Raw genomic sequence first — 21,466 nt, 5'->3', positions numbered from 1 at the left:
GCCCGCGTATCGTCGACTGGCCGGACACCGGCTCCTGACCACTCACCGTCCGGAATAGGCCATTCCGGACTCGAGAACACCCGGCACTTCTAGATCCGAACAAGGCGAGCGCCACGGGCACCACGAACCCGAAAGACGCGGTGGAGAACACTCTGCACACGGCCATCTGCGCTCACAAGGTCACCCTGTCCGCAGCCCAGAATGCGATCGCCCACAACTGGGTCACTGCGGTCAAAGACCTCGGTTTGTAGCTCCGCGAAGCGCTGTCTCCGACGATCAGGGTCGGAGCTGGGGTATAGTCGCCCCATGCTCTCCATGCGTCGATTTACTTGCCCCCGACCGGGTTCCGGTCGCGAGGGCTCTCAGGCGCGCGCCTAGGTCCTGGCGCCGGATTTGAGTCGGGGAAGGAACCCGCCACTCAGATCCGAACATAAGGACCAACAATGCCCGCTTATCTAAGTCCCTCGGAACTCAACGATGCTTTGACCATCCGGGATCTCTCAAATCCGGACGGCCGGCCTCATGCAATGCAGGCGCTCTTGCAGGGCATCATCCACGCGCTCGGCACCAAATGGCGTGTGCCTGAACGGATCGTTCGGAACAGCCCGCTGGTGAGCGTGGCCGACAACTACGACCACTTGGGGTTCAACAAGTCGGACGTGACTCGGGATCAAAGATACTCCCGCTACGTCAGCCCTACAGTGATGCTCCGCAGCCATACCTCGGCTTCCATCCCGTCCTTGCTGCGGGCACTGGATCCAGACGAATCCATCGACGAGTTATGGGCCATCCCCGGTGTTGTCTACCGGCGCGATTCCATCGACCGCACCCACGTGGGAACTCCCCACCAGGTCGATCTGTGGCGCGTCAGCTCGCTGGAACGCCTCGACTCGGGTGACCTGCAGGAAATGATCGCCTCCCTCGTGCAAGAGGTCCTCCCGGGGGCGCAATGGCGCTCGGTTTCGGCAGTTCACCCCTACACCAGGGAGGGCTTGCAGGTCGATGTCCTCATGGACGGGGAGTGGCTCGAACTCGCGGAATGCGGGCTCATGGCCCCGCATCTGTTCTCCGGAGCCGGCCTGGATCCCGCAAGGTGGTCGGGACTGGCCCTGGGGATGGGTTTGGACCGGGCCCTGATGCTGCGCAAAGGCATCCCGGACATCAGGTTGCTAAGGTCCACGGACAAAAGAATCGAACAACAGATTCTGGACCTGTCCCAATGGAAACCGGTCTCCCAGATGCCCTCGATCCGCAGGGACATTTCCATTGTCGTTCCCGCGGATTTGGACGCCGAAGTGCTAGGAGACCGGGTTCGGACAGCCTTAGGCGAACAAGCCGAAGATCTGGAAAGCGTCGAACTCCTGGCGCTGACTTCATATCGAGAACTTCCCGTGGCAGCGCGGGAGCGGCTCCGCATCCACGACGGACAGGCCAACGCCCTGATACGCCTGGTGCTTCGCCCCCTCACCCGGACCATGACAGATCCCCAAGCCAACCAGATCCGGGACGATGTTTACCTTGCCCTGCACGAGGGTCCGGTCAAGGAGCTCATCGCGGGATAGAGCATGAGCGGTTCACTCCAAATGATGCCGAGCACCGAGGGATACGTCGGCAAAAGGTCCCCCCGGGAACCTCGAGCGACGTCCCTGGAGTGACGGCAACCTCGTCGAGTCCATCCAGTGCAGGAGAGTTTGTCATCGGGTAGACGAGCCGGATCGGATTTGAAATCCAAACCCGAAGCATGCTTAGTATGAAGTAACGGCCGTATCGATCGGCTGCCGAACCAGAGGAGGAAACACCATGGGACTAGGCGACAAGATTGAGAACGCTGCCGAGAAGGCCGGCGGCAAGGGCAAGGAAGCTGCCGGTAACGCCACGGGCGATGAAAACCTGAAGGCGGAAGGCCAGAACGACCAGGCCAAGGGCGATTTGAAGCAGGCCGGCGAGAAAGTCAAGGACGCCTTCAAAAAGGACTGACCTGACGGTCTAGCGAAGGGTGCATCCCATGGGGGTGCGCCCTTCGCTAGGCGGAGCAGCACTCCTCGAAACCCCTTTACCACTTGGCTTTCCGGACTGGATAGCCGAGACGGTCCAGGCATTCCAAGACGTCGTACGGGTGTTCGGTATAGAACGTCCACGGCATGTTTTCTTCCGCAAGGACGTTGACCCCCAGAGGGTTCAGGACCGTGGGTCGACTCATGTAGGCATCGCGGACGGAGGAACGCTCCAGCCCCCACGGGCCGAAGAATCGCCTCATCCAGTTGAACCTCATCTGAAAGTCAAGATGCGATGCGCTTGGAGTCAGGACGATCCAAGGCCCGAGGACCCCAATCATCTTTCCGGGTCTTGCCAGTCCGCCGTTGAAAGTCTCTGTCATTGAAATCCTCTACAGGATCGAAGGGAGACGTTGATGTGGTTCATGTGCGCCTGGACGCAGATCCCAGGCCAAGCTGCCCAAGGACCAGGGCAGTTCCTCTCTCAGCCCACGACGATGGACATCGGCAAACCGCCCCCATCCTCGGAAGGGTCGATGCTGTCGAGCTGCCATCCATTCGCGGATGCCCGGAACACCGCGGTCTGCGGCAACGAGTAGCCTGACGGGACGTTGCTCGGCCCATTCGCCATCGAAGCAAGAGATTCCTCGGTCTGTTCCTTGAAGTAGACGATCGCCTTCGAACCGGTCACCTCAATCGACTCCACCGTCACCGCCGTCGAAAAGGACGTGTACCAGAAGCCTACTGACCTGAATCGAGCCTTCGAACGCTCCACCACCGGAAGGTCCCGACCACGCTTGGCCCGGTAGGCGGCCGTCGTCTGCCCGTCGGCGAGGCGGGGAGCCGGCGGAGTGTCGAGAACGGCGCCGTTGCGATCCTCGACGGCGGTCTGAATGATGGCCGAAAGCTTGTCCGACGACGGGCTCGGCACCGATGAGGTCGATCCCGTCGTGGGCGGCCCGGATACCACTTGACACCCGGAGAGGGCCAACCCGAGCAGTACTGCGACCGCGGCCAAAGTGCGTGGATGCTTCATCCTTGGCCCCCTTACTGTGGATGTCCTCACAGCCTCCACCGCACACCTCAGCCAGTCAACTGTGTTCTTACCGCGATGCGCTATCCCTTCCGGGACCCGACGAAAGACAGTTCCCAGGCCCACGGCGTCAGGCAGCACGCTCGCGCGAAAAAACTCCGCACACTTACTATTCATGGACGCCGGGCATCCTCAAACGTATTGTGATCTGCACCCGGCTCTTGCTGATCCGGGGACCGCGTCAATGGGGTCGCAGTGAATCGCATCTGGGGGATTTGATGACGCCGCTTGTCCAGTCCGAGGGCGAATTACACCTGCACGCAGAGGTGAACACCGTTTCCGACGCGGACGGCGGTGGGGCGTGGTTCAGTTCAGAACACGAAAACGTCAGGCTTGAGGACGCGGGCGAAGGGATCCTCCGGATCACTTTGCGCCCGGGGGCCCGGATCACCGCAGAGGACGGAGCTCTTGTCCGGGAGCGGTACCTGGCTCTGACCGGCGGAACGGGCGCCGCGGTACTTCTGCAGGTCATCGGCGTCGAGTCTGTCAGCCGCGACGCCGTCCGATTCTTCAGCGAAGCCGTCACCATCACGGCCTTTGCGATCCTGGGCAGCACTCCGGTGGACCGTGTCATTGCACACGGCAGGCACGGACTCCCTGCACCGCAGTGCCCGACCCGGTATTTCTCCGACGAACAAGATGCCCTGGGGTGGCTCCGCGCCCTGCGTGCCGAGCGGGTCCCGGAACTTCTGGAGGGCTGAGGGCAGCGCATCAACTAGCTGTTTGGCTTGGAACTCCATCCAATAAGCGGCAAAAGGTCGGTGGCGATGTCCTGAACGCTGCGGTTGTCCGTGGGGACCCGGTGCACCCAGTCCGGGGTCAGGAGCTCAAGCTCCCGTGCAGCGGTATTCCCGCGGTCAAGATGTTCCTGCAGGTCGCTGCCCTGGATGCGCCCGCGCAGGTAGGTCGAGGCGGTCTCATCGGTGGCGGTCAGCAGAACAGCAATGATTCGTGGTTCATCTCCCATGGCCGCGGCCAGCTCGTGTGTGAACCGGACGCTGACCGTGTTCGTGTAGATCATCCGCCGGTAGCCAAGATCCCGGTAATTTGCCCAGACAGCTGCCAGATTACGCTCGGCAAGATGGTGTTCCCACGGATGGGGGAAGGCCAGATCGAGGGTGTCCCCTTCGATAACGCAGTGTTTGACGTTCAGGGCGGTGAGTTGGGCATGGAGTTCAAACGCCACGGAACTCTTACCGGCACCCGATCGGCCACCGATGAAAAGAACCTCACTCTCCATGCTCACCCCTTCAGTATTGTCCAAAAGCGCGCGGAGGTCAGACCGTTTCGTTCTGCCCTGAATCAACGAGGGTCACCCCAGCGACCGACCGGTTCTCCCGTGGCACCTCTTGGGGAACGACGCGAATGTTACCCGGCCGGATCCGCATCAGGTTTCTCATGCCACCTATGTGCGCGGCAGTCCCTGTCCCGCTCCCCTACAAGGTGGGCTGGCACTTTCCTTGACCGAGGAGGGAGAGCCCCGTGAGGTCCCCCGCACCGAACGTCACCACTCCTGGAGTCTCGGAGGGATTCATGATCTGGCTTGGGTCATTGACATGGTCCAGGCCCACCACGTGACCGAGCTCGTGCTCGATCACGGCCCGGACCTGTTCCGTTCCGAGTTCTTCGGACATTCGTTGAAGTGCAGGGCCGTTCAGTTCCAGCTGCCCGCTGATGTAGGTGAAGCCGGTATTGCCGAAACTGACTGCTTCACTGCCACCCAGGCCCATGACGGTGTTTCCTTGTGCAGGATTCGTGAATTTCGGTTGTTCGGCGTGGGTTTCCCAGGCGATGAGTACAGGAGCCCAGCGGTCCCCGTATCGTTCCTTCTGGTAGGACCGGTGGTCCGCGGATGGCGCCTCGGCCGTTTCGCCGTCGTTGACGAAGGTCAGGCCCGTTGCCTGGGAGATGGAAGTGATGGCTTCCTGGATGAGCTCGGCTCCGGCGGCCGGCGCGTTGTCGGGGCGGGTGACGTAGTGGATGGCCCGGCACGGGTCGTAGGTGACGGGTTTGCCGTCGTCGCGCGTATGCAGGAACGCGTACGACTTGCTGGTCACTGTCAACGGTGCGGGTTGCCCGAGCGGGCCAGGGTTCTCCCCGATACCCGCCGGTGGATGATCCTTTGCCTGGAGGGCCGTGGCGCCCGCCGGGAGGTCACCCGCGGCAGCGCCGCCCGATGCCTGGGGGCGGATCACCCCGGGATTGGCAATGCCGGGCAGGCCACCAAGTCCGTTCAGTCCGGGTACGAAGGGGGACAGAAAATAGAACCCAGCCAAGAGGCCAGCCGTACCGATCAGGACAGAAATGGTTCTGGCAACCCGCCGCTTGGGTCGCGGGGCAGGAGCAGCCGGCGCTTCACGCCAGGCACCCGGTGAGGGGGCACGGTCCCCCAACATTTCTTCAAGCTTCCAGAGCGGAATACGCTCCGGCACTTTCCGTGGGTCAGGTGTTGAACCGCCGGTGACCTGCCCGTAGTTGTCTTCGCCGTCCCTCGAATCCCCCATCGTCAGAGTGTATCTCTCAGGTAAGTGGGGACCTCATGTACATCCGGGCCTTGCCGCGTGTTAGTGGGCCCCCTCCGTGCGTGCCAGGAACCGGCCCGTCCGGCGAAAGTCGCTGACGAGAAACCCCATCCCGACAAGTAGTACAGCCACGCTAATTGCCAAAAGCCACGCGCCCGTAAGGTCATTGCGCAGTGCAAAGTGCACCCACTGGGGAATGAAGATGAGCGGATACAACGGCGCCAAGAGCAGCTGAGTGGCAAGGCCCTTTCGCCGCTGCACCGCAGCAGCCCGTACGACCGCAAGATGTTCCGGTTCGATCGGCGCCTTCCCGGCGATCTGACGTTGGATCTGTTTCCGCTCGCCCTTCTCCAGCGATAGCAGCACGTCGATCCTTCCGAAATTGGCAGCAGGCACCACGCTCTTCGCGTTGTAGACCAGGCCACCAATCAAAGAACCAAATGCGGCAAGGACAAGCCCAAACACCAGATACGACGTCCAGCCCGCCGGATCGCCCCCGAAGGCCAGCATCCCAACCCCGGTCCCGGCGGCAATCAAGACGATCAGGCCGGCAGGAAAATACCGCGCGAAATAGGTTTTCACGGCCGCGCCCAGGCCGTTGTCCGCGATCCCTTGGGCTCTTCTGGCGGCCTGCGCCCAACGATCGTCGGATTCTGCCATGAGATCGTCAATGCCGCTCATCGTCTGCTTCCCGTGGATTCAGCTCTCTCCAGGCGGTCGGCCCTCAAGCTCATCGGTCACCGCGATCACACCACGATCATCAGCCCACTTAGCAGTTAAGACAAGAAGACCCCGCACCTGTTATGTGCGAGGCCTTCCCGTTGAGAAACTCCGCAAAGTTGTGAAACTACGCGAGTTGAGAACTATACGAGTTGAGAACTATGCGAAGTCTGAGACTGCCGGATCCGGTCCGATGCGGCCTTCGGCGCCTCGGTCCAGGCCGTTGATGGCCTCAATGTCGGCCTCATCCAAGGTGACGCCAAGTGCTGCGAAGTTTTCCTGGATCCGGGACTCGGTCACGGACTTGGGGATCACGACGTTGCCGATCGCGAAGTGCCAGGCGATGACCACCTGCGCCGGGGTGGCGCCGTGCTTGGCGGCGATCTCGGCGATAGTGGCGTTCTCAAGGAGCTCGCCGCCCTGGCCCAAAGGCGACCAGGCCTGCGTCAAAATGCCCCGTGCCGTAGCGAACTCCCGGAGTTCCGACTGGTTGAAGAACGGGTGGAGTTCGATCTGGTGGATCGCCGGAACAACGCCGGTCTCGTCGATCAGGCGCTGCAGACCGTCCTTGCTGAAGTTGGAGACGCCGATGGACTTGATGCGTCCGCGCTTCTGGAGCTCAATGAGCGCCTTCCAGGTGTCCACGAACTTGTCCTGCTTGGGCTGCATCCAGTGGATCAGGTACAGGTCAAGGGTTTCCAGGCCGAGGCGGCTCATGGATTCTTCAAAAGCCGCGAGCGTGGACTCGTAGCCCTGGTCCGCATTCCACAACTTGGTGGTGATGAAGATTTCCTCGGGCTTGAGGCCGGAGGATGCGATGGCGCGTCCCACGCCTGCCTCGTTGCCGTAGATCTTGGCGGTATCGATGTGGCGGTAGCCGGCTTCGAAGGCCTGACGCACCACCTTCTCGGCTACATCGTCCTCAACCTGCCACACCCCGTAGCCGAGCTGGGGAATGGAGTTGCCGTCGTTAAAAGTAAGGTTCGGTGACGAAGTCATGGCTTCCATCCTGCCAGCCGCTCACACCGGGTGGCTACGGATTCCTGCTCCTCTAAGCTAGGCGCTTAATAGTTGTTATGTGGGAATAGACGCGTCTGCACCTAAATCGCCGATAGCCTACGAGCCGGCTTTGGCCTTCAGTAGCCGTTCGGCTTCTTCGACATGCTCGTAAACGGCTTCAGCGCGTCGTCGCACCGAAACGGCTCCCACAGGAACGGGCCCGACGGCGAGACGCAGCATCGCGGCCGCCTCCGCCGTCGTGGCAAGAGAGTTCCCCGCTTTGGACAGCGCACGATGGACGTCTGCGAGCGATCCGGGAATGTCCAGCCCGTCACTGGGCGCACGGAGCTGGGCCTCGACGCAGATGGCACGTACCCTGGACGACAAGTCCGCCAGTTCGTTCGCAATGGCCACGAGTTCGACGTAAAGCTGTTCGTCTTCTACGCCTTCAAGCACTTGGTGGTACCGGTCAAGGCCGCGATGGAAGCGATCGTGGGCACGCCTCCACAGTCCTTTGCCAAGTTCAGCATCATCCTTCCGTCCCTGTCGGACGGCCCCAAAGAATCCCAATCCAGCGCTCAGAGGTATTGGCCCGGGTGACGGTCCGGGTCTTCGACGCGAGGCTGCTTGCCGGGTTCCGCTTCCTTGCCGGGAAGGTGGGCACGCTGCGGTTCACCATTTTCGCCGATAACGACGCCGGGGGCGATCATGGTTCCTGGCGGCAGTTGGCGAAGCTGCAGCTGGGCGACAGCGTGCTCCCGGGCCGCCTGCTGGGCAGCAATGGCGGTCTGGATTCCATGGAACAACCCTTCGAGCCAACCGACAAGCTGGGCCTGCGCGATCCGTAGTTCGGCGTCAGAGGGCGTGGCGTGTTCAGGGAAGGGGAGGCTGATGCGTTCCAGCTCTTCCACAAGTTCCGGCGCGAGGCCCTCTTCCAGCTCTTTGATGGAGCGTTCGTGGATCGCGGCAAGGCGTCCGCGTGCTGCCTCGTCCAAGGGGGCACTCTTCACTTCTTCGAGGAGCTGGCGGATCATGGTGCCGATCCGCATGACCTTGGCTGGTTCGTCAACGAGGTCCTGCAGGGTGCTGCCCTTCTTGACGCCAGGCTTGCCGTCGGCCTGGGGACCCGCTTCCGACGTGCTCTGTGCCGTGCCAGCGTCCAAGGTTGTGCCCTCCACCGGGATGTCGTCGAAACTCTCACCACTGGGTTGAGTGTCGTCCTGATCGCTCATGCGTTCATACTCTCACGGGCCGCAACTCAGCCCAGTGCCTTGACGAGTATTTCGCCTTCGTCCTTAGCGAAACCACATTTTTCGTAGAAGCCCGTGGCATAGAGGTTCGCGGGGACCCAGACTTCTTCCATCCCGTGTTCCCGCATCCACTCCTCCATGACGGCCACGAGGGAGCGGCCGATACCGCGGCGGCGCCACTCCATATGAGTCCCCATTTCCATGAGGAGCAGCTCGGCCCAAGGCCCGGCATTGCGCCGGCGCTGAATGCAGCAGTGGAGGAATCCCACTAACCCGCCGCCGAGCTCGGCCAGCCAAAACAGCACGGTAGGGTCGCCCAAAAAGGAGCGGGCGCCGTCGTACGTCAACGCCCCTGACGGCGCGACTGAAGGATCCTCGTCGAACAAGTTATCCGTTTCCGCCAAGCGCATCAGCGCGTCGGCGTCGTCGGGGCCGAGCAGCCGGATCCGGACGTCGGCATTCGTCAATGTTTCGATGTCAGCACCTCCCCTGCGGAGAAGTCTATGCCGTGGGTGTCCCCGCAGAGCGGACAGTTCCCAGCATGCCGTTGCTGGCGCCATTGGCCTGCTGGACCAGCCTGGCGTCGCAAAGATCCAGCCAGCGGGCCTCCGCCTCGGCATGGAAGATCAGGGAGTCCAGGACGAGCAGCCTGGCCGTATCTGTCACTCTTTGGTTGGCGGCCAAGTCCTTGCGGTCCTGGGTGTACTCCTGCAGTTCCCGCAGGGAAATCTCACGTTGAGCCTGGATGAGCGCGGGGACGTCTGTGCCCGCCGTCGTGACGGCCAGCGCCAACTTGATGGCCAATTCGTTCCTCGGCGGAGCTCCCCGATCCACTGCAGTTGAAAACCATCGGCGGATCTCTGCAGTCCCGGCGTCGGTGATGCTGAAAAGCACGTGGCCTCGGCCGTCGTCGCCCTCTTTGCGGACCAAAGCGTCGCGCTCCAGCCGGTTCAGGGTGGTGTACACCTGTCCGATGTTCAGCGGCCAGACGGCTCCCGTGCGTTCCTCGAACGCCGCCCGCAGTTGGTAGCCGTAGCGTGGTTGCTCCTGAAGCAATGCCAGGATGCTATACCGGATGGACATCGCTCTCCTTCGTACTGCCGGTTTGGCGGGAGCCGCTAGAGCAGCAGCAGGATTTTGCCCATGTGCTCGCCGGAATCGAAGTACTCGTGGGCTTCGCGGACCTGCTCCAAGGGGAACGACTTGGCCACGAACGGCTTGATCCGGCCGTCGGCCAGCATCGGCCAGACCGATTCGCGGACGGCGTTCATGATGACACCCTTCTCGGCGACCGGCCGCGGACGCAGCGCCGTGCCGATGATCGCCGCGCGTTTGCTGACCAATTGGCCGAGGTTGAGTTCACCCTTGACGCCACCCTGCAGCCCGATCACCACCAGCCGGCCGTAGTCCGCGAGTGCTTCCACGTTCTGCTGCAGGTATTTAGCCCCGACGACGTCGAGAATCAGGTCCGCGCCTTTGCCGCCGTTTTGCGCCTTGAGGCTTTCGGCGAAATCTTCTTCCGCATAATTGATGGCAATGTCGGCCCCGAGGAAGGCTTTCGCGGTCCCGACCTTTTCGGCCGTGCCGGCCGTCGCCGCGACCGTGGCACCGTACGCTTTGGCGAGTTGGATGGCCATGGTGCCGATGCCGCCAGTGGCGCCGTGGATTAGTACCGTCTCACCGGCCTGCAACTGGGCAGTCATGATGAGGTTCGAGTAAACCGTTGCGGCTACTTCCGGCAAGGATGCGGCGGTGACCAGATCCACGCCGTCGGGCAATCGCAAAACCTGCTCCGCCGGGACAGCAACCTGCTGCGCGTAGCCGCCACCCGAAAGCAGGGCCACTACCTTGTCGCCCACGGAAAACGGCTTGCTCACCTCGGGCCCGAACGCGGCAATCCTGCCGGAGACCTCAAGGCCGGGAATTTCGGATGCTCCCGGTGGTGGCGGGTAGAACCCGCGGCGCTGCTGGACGTCTGCCCTGTTTAGACCGGCGGCGACGACGTCGATGAGAACCTCGCCGGGGCCGGGAACCGGAGCAGGGACGTCGCGGATTTCCAGAACCTCAGGCCCGCCCGGTTTGGAGATGTAGACGGCTTTCATAGAGTGCTCCCGATCCCTTGCTCAGTGCAGTTGGCCTTTCAGACACCTTAACCGCGTTAATCGCGGCGGCAGGTTTTTGGCGCAGCCAACTCCCTATGAAACACTACTAGGCAGGGAAGGTTGTCCGAGCGGCCTAAGGAGCTGGTCTTGAAAACCAGTGTGCGGTAACCCCGCACCAAGGGTTCAAATCCCTTACCTTCCGCGTGGCGCGGCGATCGCGCAGCTGAGAGGCCGGTTCATGCGAATCTTCGGATTCCGTGGCCGGCCTCTTTTGCGTTAAACCCGCTGGTTCGCGGTCCCGCGCCCTTGCGGGGTACCCCTAAGAAACGCCAATGGCCGGTTCCGCGGACGGAACCGGCCGGAATCGGCGTCGGGAGCTGAAGCAGCCTAGACGGCTACTTCGACGTATCCGTCCACCAGGCGGGTGGCGTAGCTTGTGAGCCGCAGTTCGGGATTGGTGAAGCATTCGCCGGTTTCGAGGTCGTAGACCTCTTTGTGCAACGGCGAGGCGATGGTGGGACGGCTGCCCCGGGAACCGACGATTCCCCGCGCCATGACGTTGGACAGCGTTGCCGGGTCCTGCTGGGATACCGCCAGGACATCATCCGGCGTGGTGCGGAAAAGCGCTACTTGCTTGCCTCCGACAAGGGCAGCTTCGCCCCAAGCCGGTTCCAGCTCGTCGATTGCGCAGACGCGGTGCCAGCCTGACGCGGTCGGCGCACTCCGCTGTTGTTGTTTTTCCCGATCCAGAATTACGGTCATTTCAGCCCCTATCGCTTAGCCTGCCGGTCCGGCGGATCCAACTCCGCCATCCGGCACGGGCCGTTTGCGGCCACAACTTCACGGTAGGCCCGCCATGTTTCGCCGGAATGCAATCAATGTGTCCTGCTCGTAAAGGAGACCTCACTTCGCCGCAATCCTCACCGTGATGCCGAAGTTAAGCCCCCGAAACAAAAGGGAAACTGAAGCGAAACTGCGTGTCTTTAGTCTGAAGTGACAAGTCGCGGATGACGGTTCTGCGGCACATGCGAAAGGCCGCCAGTGACCGGACATACTTCCCCTTTAGAGAACCCGCGCCGCATTGTCGTCGCCGGCGGAGGCCCTGCGGCCCACCGTTTTGCCGATGCCATGCATACCCGCGGTCTCGAGGGCTGGCACGTCACGGTCCTGACCGAGGAAGCGCATCTTCCCTATGACCGGGTCACGCTGAGCAAGGCGCTCATCGAGGTGGACTGCGACCTCACCCTCGGGCACGCGTCGATGTGGGACCACGATGCCCTGGAGCTGCGCACTGGCGAGCGGGTGGTCAAGATCAACCCCGACGCCAAGTCCGTGGAAACCGCGGCCGGCAACAGCTACGAATACGACGCCCTCGTGGTCGCGACGGGTTCGAATGCCGCCCGCCTTCCCATCCCGGGCGCCGAGCACACACACGTCTACCGCACGCTCGAAGACGTCTGGGCCATCAACGAGGCCATCACGCACCTCTCGGAGAAGCTTGGCCGCAAGGTCAATGCGGTCACCATCGGCGGCGGTCTTCTCGGCCTCGAATCGGCCGCAGGCACGGAGCGGTTGGGCGCCACTCCGATCGTCATCGACGGCGCGTCCTGGCTGATGGCCACCCAGCTCGACGAAGGCGCCGGCCAGGCACTGGGCCGTCTCATCAAAGACAAGGGCTTCGAAATCCACGGCGGTGTGTTCCCGTCCGAAGTCTTGTCCGACGACGACGGCCAGGTCACCGGCGTCCTCATGGCCGACGGCCGCATCATCAACGCCGACATCGTGATCGTCGCGATCGGGGTCAGGCCGCGCGATGAACTCTTCCGTGCAGCGGAGGGCGAGGAGCAGGTCTTCACGCTTGGCCAGCGCGGCGGTGTTGTCATTTCCGATGCTTGCGAGACCGAGATCCCCGGAATCTTCGCCATCGGTGAGGTGGCGAACTTCGAGGGCATGTGCCTGGGGCTCGTGGCGCCGGCGAACACGATGGCCGAGATCGTGGCCGACCGCCTGCACGGCGGGCAGGCGACGTTCCCCGGCTTCGACACCGCCACCAAGCTCAAGCTCTCCGGCGTGGACGTGGCCAGCTTCGGCGACGCGTTCGCCAAGACCGAGCACTCCCTGGAGATCGTCTACGCCGACCCGGCCCGGGGTGTCTACCAGAAGATCGTCACCACCGACGACGCCAAGACCCTGCTCGGCGGCATCTTCGTCGGCGACGCCACCCCCTATATGAGCCTGCGCCCCCTGCTCGGCCGCGAACTCCCCGCCGAACCCGGCGCCTATTTGACCGCGGCCGGGGGCGGGGACGCCCCGGACACCGAACTGCCCGACGACGCGATCCTGTGCTCCTGCAACAACGTCCCCGCCGGGAACATCCGCGACGCCGTCAACGGCTGCGGCTCCTGCGAGGGCAACGCCCCCGTCCGGGAACTGGGCGAGCTGAAGACCTGCTCCCGGGCCGGCACCCAGTGCGGCTCCTGCGTGCCGATGCTCAAGAAACTCCTCGAAGGGGAACTGAAGAAGTCCGGCATCGAGGTCTCCAAGGCGTTGTGCGAGCACTTCAGCCTCTCCCGCCAGGAACTCTTCGACGCCATCCGCGTCCTGGAACTGGACTCCTTCGAGGACTTCCTCGCCAAATACGGCACCGGCGCCGGCTGCGACATCTGCAAACCCACCATCGCCTCCATCCTCGCCTCGCAGCATTCCGCGTACGTGCTCGACGCCGGGCGCGGCACCCTGCAGGACACCAACGACCGCGCACTGGCCAACATGCAAAAAGACGGCACCTACTCCGTGGTCCCCCGCATCCCGGGCGGGGAGATCACGCCCGACAAGCTCGTTGTCATCGGCACGATCGCCAAGAAGTACGGCCTTTACACGAAGATCACCGGCGGGCAGCGGATCGACATGTTCGGGGCCCGCCTCGAACAACTCCCGCTCATCTGGGGCGAGCTCATTGACGCAGGCATGGAGTCCGGCCAGGCGTACGGCAAGAGCCTGCGCACCGTGAAATCGTGCGTGGGCTCGACCTGGTGCCGCTTCGGTGTCCAGGACTCCGTCGCCATGGCCATCAACCTGGAACTGCGCTACCGCGGCCTGCGCAGCCCGCACAAACTCAAAATGGGCGTCTCCGGCTGCGCCCGCGAATGCGCCGAAGCCCGCGGCAAGGACGTCGGCGTGATCGCGACATCGGAGGGCTGGAACCTCTACGTCGGCGGCAACGGCGGAGCGAACCCCGCCCACGCCCAGCTCCTCGCCGGCGGCTTGGACGACGAGACCCTGGTGAAATACATCGACCGCTACTTCATGTACTACATCCGCACCGCGGACCGGCTCCAGCGCACCGCCCGCTGGCAGGAAGAACTCGACGGCGGCCTTGAGCACGTGCGCCAGGTCGTCGTCGGCGACTCCCTCGGCATCGCCGACGAGCTCGAAGCCGCCATGGCCAAGCACGTCGGGTCCTACGAGGACGAGTGGGCAGCGACCCTGAAAGACCCGGAACGGCTCCGCCGCTTCCGTTCCTTCGTCAACGCCCCCGAGCAGGAAGACGAGGCCATCGTCTTTGTTCCAGAACGCGGCCAGATCCGCCCCGCGACCAACGAAGAGAAAAGCGCGGTCTTGATTTCTTCCGCGAGCATCCCCGTCCGCGGACGCGAGGACTAAGAACGCACCCTACGGCGAGCTACGGGGACGGCGAGTGGTCGCCGCGGGCTCCGATCACGCCGCCCCCTAGCTCGCCGTCGGCGTTTTCCAGAATCGCGCTGAGGCGTTCGACCTGCTCAGCCAACCGGCGAATCTCCTGTTTCATGGGCTCCTCGGCGACTGTCGCGGCGGCCGCAGCTCCGGATGAGACCTGTTCAACGAGCCACGAGGCAACCGAAGCGGTCACGACGCCCAAGACAGCGATTCCACACACCATCAAGCCTCCGGCAACGCAGCGGCCCACAACCGTGACCGGGTAGTGGTCCCCGTAGCCGACAGTAGTGATGGTGACCATCGCCCACCAGATGGCGTCGCCAAAGTTGGTAATGTTGGCGCCCGCGGCGTTCCCCTCCGCATCAAGCACGGCGAGCGCACCGCAGTACGTCAGGAGGGCCGCGGACCCGAGAACAAAAGTGAGGATGCGGCCCCGCATGGCGTTCCCGGCGGTGCGATGGAGCAACTTCAGGAGTGTCACGAGCCGTGCAACGCAGCATTGCCGCCATCGCTCTTGGGTCATTCGTCGATATTAGCCACCTACCCTATTGACCGCGTTCACCTGCTGGCACTCGGCTGCCTCCCAGCTAACGTTCATCTCCCAGTAACCGATACTGGCTAGGATCGAACCCATGATTAATATGATCCAGGCCATCGTCATGGGCCTGTTGCAGGGAATCACCGAGCTCTTCCCGATTTCCAGCCTCGGCCACAGCGTCATCTTGCCCAAGCTCTTCGGTTGGGGCCTGGACCAGAAGGCGCCGGAATTCCTGAACTTCCTCATAGCCACCCACCTGGCTACGGCAATTGTGCTGTTCTTCTTCTTCCTCCGGGACTGGATTGAAATCGCCAAGGGTCTTGGCCGTTCCATCCGGGACAGGAAGATTGCTCCGTCAGACACGTATGCGAAGCTCGGCTGGCTCCTCGTGGTAGGAACCGTGCCCGCCGGAATCATCGGTCTGGTCTTGGAAAAGCCCATTCGGAACCTCTTCGGTTCGCCGCTGATCGCTGCCGCCTTCCTGGTGCTCAACGGTCTCATCCTTTTTGCGGCCGAGCGTCTGCGGACTAGGGACAGCCGCCGTGCTGCGGCGGAACCAGCCACCGCAACAGCTTCCGACGCCGAAATCGCCAGCCTGCCGTGGAAACGCGCCTTGGCAATCGGAACCGCCCAGGCAGCCGCCCTCATCCCGGGAATCTCCCGCTCCGGCTCGTCGATGGCCGGAGGCTTGCTGTCCGGGCTGAACAACGAAAATGCCGCGAGGTTCAGCTTCTTGCTCGCTACGCCGATCATCGGCGCGGCCGCCGTGCTCAAGCTGCCTGAACTCTTCACCCCGGCCATGGCCGACGAGCGTGGCGTGTTTCTGGTGGGGGCGCTGTGCGCGGGTGTCGCCGCATGGTTCGCCACCAAGTTCCTGCTTCGTTTCTTTGAGACCCGGACCCTGACGCCCTTCGCCATCTACTCGGTGGTCGGCGGAGCGATCTACTTCATCTTGATGCTCGTCATGGGCTAGGTTCCGCCGAAGGCATCGAGCGAAGGCATTGAAACTGTCAGAGGCCCCGCATAGGGTTTTGTCTGTCTCCACCACCCACTCATGAAACCGTGGCAACAACCGCGGTAACGACACAGGAGAAAACATGCCCACGCCTGACATCACCCCCGGTTCACCTTGCTGGATCGACCTGATGACCTCGGACCCGGAGAAGGCAAAGTCCTTCTACAACACGCTCTTCGGCTGGACCTACGAGACCGGGGACCAGGAAAAGTACGGCGGCTACATCACGGCCTCGAAGGACGGCAAGATGGTGGCCGGGATCATGCAGAAGCAGGAAGACATGGCCCAGATGCCCGATGTCTGGTCCACTTACCTGCGCACTGACGACATCAAGGCCACCACCGAAGCGGCCGTCGCCAACGGCGGCCAGGTCTACATGGAACCCATGGAAGTGCCGGACCAGGGAACCATGGCCATGTATGGGGATTCCTCCGGAGCGGCCATCGGTGCCTGGCAGTTCGGCGAGATGAAGGGCTACCAGCTCGCTGCAGAATCGGGCGCACCGGCCTGGCACGAACTCTTCGCGAAGGAATACGACTCGGCAGTCGCCTTCTACCAGAACGTCTTCGGCTGGGAAACGACTGTCGTGGGCGATACCCCGGAGTTCCGCTACACCACGCTCGGGGCGGGCGACGACTCCAAGGCAGGCATCATGGATGCCTCCGGTTTCCTCCCGGCGGAGGTCCCGTCCTACTGGGGAGTCTATTTCGCCGTGGACAAGGTCGATACCACCATCGAGCAGGCCCTCTCCTTGGGCGCAACGGTCGTCCAGGCGGCTGAGGACACTCCCTACGGCCGGATGGCCACCCTGACCGACCCGACGGGTGCGATCTTCAAACTCATCCAAAACCAGGCTGCATAAGCCCACCCCAACCCCGGATGAGCATGCTCTCCCCCGGCCCCTGCGAGTGGACATATCAGGCTTATGTCCACTCGTCGGAACGGGCGGGGAGCATGCTCATTTTTCTTGGGGGAACATGCTCATTCTTGGAGGGGAAGGCCGAGCATGTCCCTGGCGATTTCGTCCGCGTCGCGGAGGGTCCGTTGGCCGCTTCGGTAGCCGGTGCCGTCGGAAGGCCGGGCTTCCGCGGCGATGGCCGTTCCCCATTGGGTGGAGGAAAGCTGCAGGCCAAGGGCGTACATCCCCGGAGTCACGGAACCGTTGGCGCCCACCAGTCGGTAGGGGTGCGGCTGGATATCCAACCCGGAAGTCTGCACAGGCGTTCCCTCGGCAGTCATCATCACCTTGGGCCGCACCAACCCGTCGGCGAGCAACTGCCGCAGGAACGGAGAAACACTCACGCCCACCCGGTTCGCGGGAGACATGGCCTCAATCAGCGTCCTGGCTTCCGCGGCGTCGTCGTGCACCCAGGCAGATACCGCCCGGAAGGCGCGCTGGGAACGGTCGACGCTGAATCGCGGATCCGGGCCAACGAAACTCACGACGCCGGCACGCGCCAAAGCGGCCAACTGTTCGGCGCGCAGGGCGGGAGGACCGCTCGCGAGTCCCTCAACGAAGGATTCGAACCAGCCCCGCAGCTCGCCCACCCACGATTCGTCCGTGATGCCGCCGTCAGCCACAGCGCTCTTCAGGATCGCCCGTCCCGTATGCAAGGCGCCGATGGCCATCTTCACGGGATCTGACTCTCCGAGCGCGGAGCGGCGGGCGTCGTCGTCCAGATAGTCCACGACGGCGGCGTCGAGTTCCTTCCTGGACGCGAAGGAACGCCCGGCCAAGGGCGCCGCGAGGCCGAGAAGGTCAAGGCGGCGCGACGCTGCAACGTGGGTGGAGACCAACTCCGCAACTTGGTTTTCCCATCGCCCGGTGGCATGCGCGTGTGGCTGCAACAAGTCTTCGAGGACAGCCAGGAATTCAGTCGCATCAGACACGGCCACGGGTTCCGCCACGACCAACGTTGAGTAGTAGGCCCACAAGGCGTCCCGATGCAGGAGGGGCCAAAGATCGTGGTCGAAGCCAGGTTGGATGCCGGCCGCGGCGAAGCGTTCGACTGCGCTCTCAGTCAGGTACCGCAAGCGCACGGACTTGGGATAGTAACCGTCCAACCCGGCCTTGGCCCTGTACGGAGTGCCACGCCTGGATGCCGCAACGATCTTCGGTTCCCGACCCGAAGGCAGGTACTTAAGGTTCCCCTGGAGACCGTCTTCAGCCGGCACGAATTGTCCCCCGCGGCCTTCGGTCAGCTGGCCCATGACGTCGAAGAAATTCAGGCCCATGCCCCGGACCAGGACCGTCTCCCCGTCCGGGACGAGTGCCCAGTCCACATCGGCGGGCGCGGCGGGCGGCACGTACAGCAGCCCGAGCTCCGCCGCCACCTCCCTGAACGAACGCTGCTCCGGGTTGAGCCTGGACTCAAGGTGGCCCAGCGCGAGGACGAGTGAATCCACGGTGAGCCGAGCGCCGTCGTCGAGTTCGACGTCGAACCCTCCGCCCGCGGGCTCGCCCGGCGAACCGTCCGGTGCGCCCTCCGCCCGGACGCCCGGGAGCGGACGCGCCGCCACGGCGTTGCTTCGGTGAAAGGCGATTTCAACGCCGGCCGGGACACGGTCCAGCAGTTCCTCCAGCGTCGAGCGCAGATACCGCCCGTAAAGGGCGCGGCTGGGAAAGTCGTGGGAGGCGAGTGCGGCAAGTTCGGCGCGTTCCTCGGCGCTCAGATCCGGGCCGCCGCCGGACCGCTGCTCCGCCCGCCACTGCTCAAAGGAGCCCCCGGCCAGGGGTGGCGCGAGTCGCTCGTCCTCGGGGATCAGCGTGGGGTAGAACGACTGCGTGTTCATGAGGTACAGCCGGGACTGATCGGGCTGCCAGACGTGCCCGGGGCCGGCAGGATAGGGGTCCACGACGTCGATGTGCAGGGATCGCGTTTGGGTTTCCGTCGCGGCCCAATTGGCGAGCAAACGCTCCAGCACACTGGTGCCGCGGGGACCTGCCCCGATCAGCCCCACCCGAATGTTCTGCGATTTACCCACGCCCAAGCCTAACTTCTTGTGACTTGCTTCCTTCTCAGACAGTCACTCTAGGATGAAGGATGACCACCACAGCAGCTGATCAAGCGCCCGCGCCCGACAACGAAACTGCCCAGGGAACCGCAATCGCCCCCGAACCTGTCGACGAGAATATCTGGCTCGAAGACATTCACGGCGAGGAACAGCTTGCCTGGGTGCGGGAGCAAAATGCCCGCACCGAAGACTTGCTCGACGACGCCGACTACAACGCATTGGAAGCCGGAATCCTGGAGGTTCTGGACTCCACGGACAGGATCGCCATGGTCAACAAGCGTGGCGAGCACTACTACAACTTCTGGAAAGACCAGCAGAACCCCAAGGGCCTCTGGCGGCGGACAACGTGGGAAAGCTACCTCAGCGACGCCCCGCAATGGGACGTGCTGCTCGACATCGATGCGCTGGCCGCCGCTGAAGGCGAAGAGTGGGTCTTCCACGGTGCCAACTTCCTGCGCCCGGCCGAAGGCGAACCGCACCGCCTCGCCATCATCGCCCTCTCCCCCGACGGCGGTGACGCCAACCGCCACCGCGAGTTCGACGTCGAGACCCGCACCTTCGTGGCCCCTGCCGCAGGCGGCTTCGACCTTCCGACCGCGAAGGGCAACGTGAGCTGGCTCGACGCCGATACCCTGCTCGTTGCCACCACCGCCGACGGCCTGCCGAAAACCAGCTCGTCCTACTCGCGCACAGGCGTGAAGCTCCGTCGCGGCCAATCCTTGACTGAAGCAGAGCGGATTTTCGAGATCCCCGAAGACCACATGATGGCCCTCGTCGCCCACGACTCCACCCCGGGCTTCGAACGCACGTTCGCCGTGGACTGGATCGACTTCTTCAACCGGACCACCTCTGTGCTGCGCGATGACGCGTGGCTGGCCATTGATGTCCCCACTGACGTCAACCTCAGTTCCCACCGCGAATGGCTCATGTTCCGTCCGCGGCAGGACTGGGACATAGACGGAACCACCTACGCCGCCGGGTCCCTGCTGGCCGCCGACTTTGAGGGCTACCTGTCCGGGGCGCGCGACTTCACAGTGCTTTTCACCCCGGATGAGCACACGTCGCTCCAGTCGTGGAGTTGGACCCGGAACTACCTCCTCCTGAACTTGCTGCACGACGTCTCTTCCGAAATCAGGGTGCTCGACCCAGCCCGCAAGGACTCCGCCGGCGGATGGGCCTCGACTTTGTTGGATGCGTGCCCGCCGCTGCACGATGTGAATGCCTACGCCGTCGACGACGAGGACGAAGCAGAAGGCGACGACGCCGGCAATGACTACTGGCTCGTGGCAACGGGCTTCACCACCCCCACCACGCTCATGCGCGGCACCCTGTCCCCCGGGATCGCCAGCTACAGCCTCGACGCAGGCCACGACGGCGGGGTGTCCAGCACGCACACGGTGGTGAAGTCCTCGCCGTCGTTCTTCAACGAGGCGGACTACGAGGTCCAGCAACACTTCGCCACCTCGGCAGACGGCACGCGCGTGCCCTATTTCCAGGTGGCGTCCAAAGATCTTGACCTCGACGGCGAGAACCCCACACAGCTCTCGGGCTACGGCGGGTTCGAAGTCTCGAGGACCCCGGCCTACAGCGGAGCCATCGGGCGCGCCTGGCTGGAGCGCCGGAGCGAAAGCATCACGACCGAAGACGGCTCCGCGGCACATTCACGTGGCGGTGTCTACGTCGTAGCCAACATCCGCGGCGGCGGCGAGTACGGTCCCGCCTGGCACCGCGCAGCCTTGCAGGCGAACCGACACCGCGCGTTCGAGGACTTCGCCGCTGTGGCGCAACACCTCATTTCGCGGGGCGTCACCAGTCCGCGGCGGCTCGGCTGCGTGGGCGGCTCCAACGGCGGACTGCTGGTGGGCAACATGCTGACCCAGTACCCGGAGCTGTTCGGAGCGATCTCCTGCGGCGTCCCGTTGCTGGACATGCGCCGCTACACCAAGCTTTCGGCCGGCTACTCCTGGATTGCCGAGTACGGCGACCCCGACGTCCCGGAACAGTGGGAGTACATCCGCACCTTCTCGCCGTACCACCTGCTGCGCGACGGCGTGGAATACCCGGAGACGTTCATCTGGACGGCCACCTCCGATGACCGTGTAGGCCCGGTCCAGGCGCGGAAGATGGCAGCCCGGATGCAGGCAATGGGCATCCCGAACGTGTGGTTCCACGAGGCACTTGAAGGCGGTCACGCGGGAGCCTCGGACAACCGCCAGGCGGCCTCGCTCCAAGCCCGCAGCCAGCACTTCCTGTGGCGGGCGCTTGCGGGCAAGGAGGGCTCGGGGCACTAGCGCCCTCCACGACGGAGCGCCCGACGGCGGTCCGCGCGAGGTCTGACGGGCGACGGCGAAGCGCACGACGGCGGTCCGCGCCGCCGTTTTGCACTGGGTGCCCAGTTCTGCGTATCCTTGGTTGGCTAGCAATAGCAACTGGAGACGTGCCAGAGCGGCCGAATGGGCTTCACTGCTAATGAAGTGTGGGGCACAACTCCACCGGGGGTTCAAATCCCCCCGTCTCCGCGT

21 protein-coding genes and 2 tRNA genes are annotated in these 21,466 nt (G+C 63.6%); 9 read left to right on the top strand and 14 right to left on the bottom strand.

The genetic code is table 11. The features are described 5' to 3' along the window. The first annotated feature begins 443 nt into the window (after nucleotides 1–443). A complete protein-coding gene (locus tag ABH924_RS16020; protein WP_404500310.1) occupies nucleotides 444–1,562 on the top strand; it encodes a hypothetical protein in 1,119 nt (372 codons plus the stop codon). A 238-nt stretch (nucleotides 1,563–1,800) separates the two neighbouring features. After that, entirely contained in the window at nucleotides 1,801–1,977 is a 177-nt protein-coding gene (locus ABH924_RS16015; RefSeq protein ID WP_404500308.1) for a CsbD family protein, read from the top strand. A gap of 76 nt (nucleotides 1,978–2,053) precedes the next feature. Here the strand turns inward: ABH924_RS16015 and ABH924_RS16010 are convergent, their stop codons facing one another. Next, nucleotides 2,054–2,377 carry a hypothetical protein gene (locus tag ABH924_RS16010; RefSeq protein ID WP_404500306.1) on the bottom strand — a complete coding sequence of 108 codons (324 nt, stop codon included), beginning with the start codon at nucleotides 2,375–2,377 and terminating at the stop codon, nucleotides 2,054–2,056. A gap of 101 nt (nucleotides 2,378–2,478) precedes the next feature. Next, on the bottom strand, nucleotides 2,479–3,030 hold the full coding sequence (locus tag ABH924_RS16005) for a hypothetical protein (RefSeq protein ID WP_404500304.1): 552 nt from the start codon (nucleotides 3,028–3,030) through the stop codon (nucleotides 2,479–2,481). Nucleotides 3,031–3,305: 275 nt separating this feature from the next. Between ABH924_RS16005 and ABH924_RS16000 the strand changes: the two genes are divergently transcribed. Further along, nucleotides 3,306–3,788: a hypothetical protein gene (locus ABH924_RS16000; protein ID WP_404500302.1), complete on the top strand. Its 483-nt coding sequence runs from the start codon at nucleotides 3,306–3,308 to the stop codon at nucleotides 3,786–3,788. A gap of 14 nt (nucleotides 3,789–3,802) precedes the next feature. Here ABH924_RS16000 and ABH924_RS15995 read toward each other — a convergent pair whose 3' ends face one another. From ABH924_RS15995 to ABH924_RS15955, 9 genes are all read right to left on the bottom strand, one after another. Then, nucleotides 3,803–4,327, bottom strand: a complete 525-nt coding sequence (locus tag ABH924_RS15995) for an adenylyl-sulfate kinase (RefSeq protein ID WP_404500312.1) — start codon at nucleotides 4,325–4,327, stop codon at nucleotides 3,803–3,805. A gap of 196 nt (nucleotides 4,328–4,523) precedes the next feature. After that, on the bottom strand, nucleotides 4,524–5,591 hold the full coding sequence (locus tag ABH924_RS15990) for a matrixin family metalloprotease (RefSeq protein WP_404500300.1): 1,068 nt from the start codon (nucleotides 5,589–5,591) through the stop codon (nucleotides 4,524–4,526). Between the two features lie 60 nt (nucleotides 5,592–5,651). Further along, nucleotides 5,652–6,290 (bottom strand): hypothetical protein, encoded by a 639-nt coding sequence (locus tag ABH924_RS15985; RefSeq protein WP_404500298.1) that lies wholly within the window; start codon nucleotides 6,288–6,290, stop codon nucleotides 5,652–5,654. A gap of 198 nt (nucleotides 6,291–6,488) precedes the next feature. Then, the gene (locus ABH924_RS15980; RefSeq protein WP_404500296.1) at nucleotides 6,489–7,328 is read right to left on the bottom strand and encodes an aldo/keto reductase; all 840 of its coding nucleotides are present in this window, start codon (nucleotides 7,326–7,328) and stop codon (nucleotides 6,489–6,491) included. A 117-nt stretch (nucleotides 7,329–7,445) separates the two neighbouring features. Further along, complete coding sequence (locus tag ABH924_RS15975) at nucleotides 7,446–7,898, bottom strand: hypothetical protein (protein WP_234752485.1); 453 nt, start codon at nucleotides 7,896–7,898, stop codon at nucleotides 7,446–7,448. An 8-nt stretch (nucleotides 7,899–7,906) separates the two neighbouring features. Further along, nucleotides 7,907–8,560: a bacterial proteasome activator family protein gene (locus ABH924_RS15970; protein ID WP_234752484.1), complete on the bottom strand. Its 654-nt coding sequence runs from the start codon at nucleotides 8,558–8,560 to the stop codon at nucleotides 7,907–7,909. A 26-nt stretch (nucleotides 8,561–8,586) separates the two neighbouring features. Further along, nucleotides 8,587–9,045: a GNAT family N-acetyltransferase gene (locus ABH924_RS15965; protein WP_404500293.1), complete on the bottom strand. Its 459-nt coding sequence runs from the start codon at nucleotides 9,043–9,045 to the stop codon at nucleotides 8,587–8,589. A 34-nt stretch (nucleotides 9,046–9,079) separates the two neighbouring features. Continuing rightward, nucleotides 9,080–9,661, bottom strand: coding sequence for a PadR family transcriptional regulator (locus tag ABH924_RS15960; RefSeq protein ID WP_404500291.1), 582 nt, complete (start codon nucleotides 9,659–9,661; stop codon nucleotides 9,080–9,082). Nucleotides 9,662–9,696: 35 nt separating this feature from the next. Then, nucleotides 9,697–10,680 (bottom strand): NAD(P)H-quinone oxidoreductase, encoded by a 984-nt coding sequence (locus tag ABH924_RS15955; protein WP_404500289.1) that lies wholly within the window; start codon nucleotides 10,678–10,680, stop codon nucleotides 9,697–9,699. Between the two features lie 114 nt (nucleotides 10,681–10,794). Between ABH924_RS15955 and ABH924_RS15950 the strand changes: the two genes are divergently transcribed. After that, nucleotides 10,795–10,882: transfer RNA gene (locus tag ABH924_RS15950), tRNA-Ser, on the top strand. 185 nt (nucleotides 10,883–11,067) lie between these two features. Here ABH924_RS15950 and nirD read toward each other — a convergent pair. After that, nucleotides 11,068–11,442 (bottom strand): nitrite reductase small subunit NirD, encoded by a 375-nt coding sequence (nirD, locus tag ABH924_RS15945; protein ID WP_404500287.1) that lies wholly within the window; start codon nucleotides 11,440–11,442, stop codon nucleotides 11,068–11,070. Between the two features lie 279 nt (nucleotides 11,443–11,721). Between nirD and nirB the strand changes: the two genes are divergently transcribed. Continuing rightward, nucleotides 11,722–14,343 (top strand): nitrite reductase large subunit NirB, encoded by a 2,622-nt coding sequence (gene nirB, locus ABH924_RS15940; RefSeq protein ID WP_404500285.1) that lies wholly within the window; start codon nucleotides 11,722–11,724, stop codon nucleotides 14,341–14,343. Between the two features lie 19 nt (nucleotides 14,344–14,362). Here nirB and ABH924_RS15935 read toward each other — a convergent pair whose 3' ends face one another. Then, the gene (locus tag ABH924_RS15935; RefSeq protein WP_404500283.1) at nucleotides 14,363–14,899 is read right to left on the bottom strand and encodes an ion channel; all 537 of its coding nucleotides are present in this window, start codon (nucleotides 14,897–14,899) and stop codon (nucleotides 14,363–14,365) included. Between the two features lie 109 nt (nucleotides 14,900–15,008). Between ABH924_RS15935 and ABH924_RS15930 the strand changes: the two genes are divergently transcribed. Both ABH924_RS15930 and ABH924_RS15925 read left to right on the top strand, forming a co-directional pair. Continuing rightward, nucleotides 15,009–15,887 carry an undecaprenyl-diphosphate phosphatase gene (locus ABH924_RS15930; protein WP_404500281.1) on the top strand — a complete coding sequence of 293 codons (879 nt, stop codon included), beginning with the start codon at nucleotides 15,009–15,011 and terminating at the stop codon, nucleotides 15,885–15,887. 124 nt (nucleotides 15,888–16,011) lie between these two features. Next, complete coding sequence (locus ABH924_RS15925; protein WP_404500279.1) at nucleotides 16,012–16,791, top strand: VOC family protein; 780 nt, start codon at nucleotides 16,012–16,014, stop codon at nucleotides 16,789–16,791. A gap of 119 nt (nucleotides 16,792–16,910) precedes the next feature. Here ABH924_RS15925 and ABH924_RS15920 read toward each other — a convergent pair whose 3' ends face one another. Next, a complete protein-coding gene (locus ABH924_RS15920; protein ID WP_404500277.1) occupies nucleotides 16,911–18,914 on the bottom strand; it encodes an FAD/NAD(P)-binding protein in 2,004 nt (667 codons plus the stop codon). 59 nt (nucleotides 18,915–18,973) lie between these two features. Between ABH924_RS15920 and ABH924_RS15915 the strand changes: the two genes are divergently transcribed. Together ABH924_RS15915 and ABH924_RS15910 are read left to right on the top strand one after the other, a co-directional pair. Further along, nucleotides 18,974–21,235: a prolyl oligopeptidase family protein gene (locus tag ABH924_RS15915; RefSeq protein WP_404500275.1), complete on the top strand. Its 2,262-nt coding sequence runs from the start codon at nucleotides 18,974–18,976 to the stop codon at nucleotides 21,233–21,235. A gap of 140 nt (nucleotides 21,236–21,375) precedes the next feature. Next, nucleotides 21,376–21,463, top strand: a tRNA-Ser gene (locus ABH924_RS15910). The last annotated feature ends 3 nt before the right edge of the window (nucleotides 21,464–21,466 follow it).

The sequence above is a fragment of the Arthrobacter sp. GAS37 genome (genome assembly GCF_044908325.1).
GTDB lineage: Bacteria > Actinomycetota > Actinomycetes > Actinomycetales > Micrococcaceae > Arthrobacter > Arthrobacter ramosus.
This window is presented reverse-complemented; position numbering and strand designations above follow the sequence as displayed.

Excerpts from the sequence above, each read along its gene's own strand:
- ABH924_RS15995 (WP_404500312.1), bottom strand. The coding sequence starts at position 4,327 with ATGGAGAGTGAGGTTCTTTTCATCGGTGGCCGATCGGGTGCCGGTAAG.
- ABH924_RS15985 (WP_404500298.1), bottom strand. The coding sequence starts at position 6,290 with ATGAGCGGCATTGACGATCTCATGGCAGAATCCGACGATCGTTGGGCG.
- ABH924_RS15970 (WP_234752484.1), bottom strand. The coding sequence starts at position 8,560 with ATGAGCGATCAGGACGACACTCAACCCAGTGGTGAGAGTTTCGACGAC.
- ABH924_RS15990 (WP_404500300.1), bottom strand. The coding sequence starts at position 5,591 with ATGGGGGATTCGAGGGACGGCGAAGACAACTACGGGCAGGTCACCGGC.
- ABH924_RS15935 (WP_404500283.1), bottom strand. The coding sequence starts at position 14,899 with ATGACCCAAGAGCGATGGCGGCAATGCTGCGTTGCACGGCTCGTGACA.
- ABH924_RS16010 (WP_404500306.1), bottom strand. The coding sequence starts at position 2,377 with ATGACAGAGACTTTCAACGGCGGACTGGCAAGACCCGGAAAGATGATT.
- ABH924_RS16000 (WP_404500302.1), top strand. The coding sequence starts at position 3,306 with ATGACGCCGCTTGTCCAGTCCGAGGGCGAATTACACCTGCACGCAGAG.
- nirD (WP_404500287.1), bottom strand. The coding sequence starts at position 11,442 with ATGACCGTAATTCTGGATCGGGAAAAACAACAACAGCGGAGTGCGCCG.
- ABH924_RS15960 (WP_404500291.1), bottom strand. The coding sequence starts at position 9,661 with ATGTCCATCCGGTATAGCATCCTGGCATTGCTTCAGGAGCAACCACGC.
- ABH924_RS15915 (WP_404500275.1), top strand. The coding sequence starts at position 18,974 with ATGACCACCACAGCAGCTGATCAAGCGCCCGCGCCCGACAACGAAACT.
- ABH924_RS16020 (WP_404500310.1), top strand. The coding sequence starts at position 444 with ATGCCCGCTTATCTAAGTCCCTCGGAACTCAACGATGCTTTGACCATC.
- ABH924_RS16015 (WP_404500308.1), top strand. The coding sequence starts at position 1,801 with ATGGGACTAGGCGACAAGATTGAGAACGCTGCCGAGAAGGCCGGCGGC.
- ABH924_RS15980 (WP_404500296.1), bottom strand. The coding sequence starts at position 7,328 with ATGACTTCGTCACCGAACCTTACTTTTAACGACGGCAACTCCATTCCC.
- ABH924_RS16005 (WP_404500304.1), bottom strand. The coding sequence starts at position 3,030 with ATGAAGCATCCACGCACTTTGGCCGCGGTCGCAGTACTGCTCGGGTTG.
- ABH924_RS15925 (WP_404500279.1), top strand. The coding sequence starts at position 16,012 with ATGCCCACGCCTGACATCACCCCCGGTTCACCTTGCTGGATCGACCTG.
- ABH924_RS15955 (WP_404500289.1), bottom strand. The coding sequence starts at position 10,680 with ATGAAAGCCGTCTACATCTCCAAACCGGGCGGGCCTGAGGTTCTGGAA.
- ABH924_RS15930 (WP_404500281.1), top strand. The coding sequence starts at position 15,009 with ATGATTAATATGATCCAGGCCATCGTCATGGGCCTGTTGCAGGGAATC.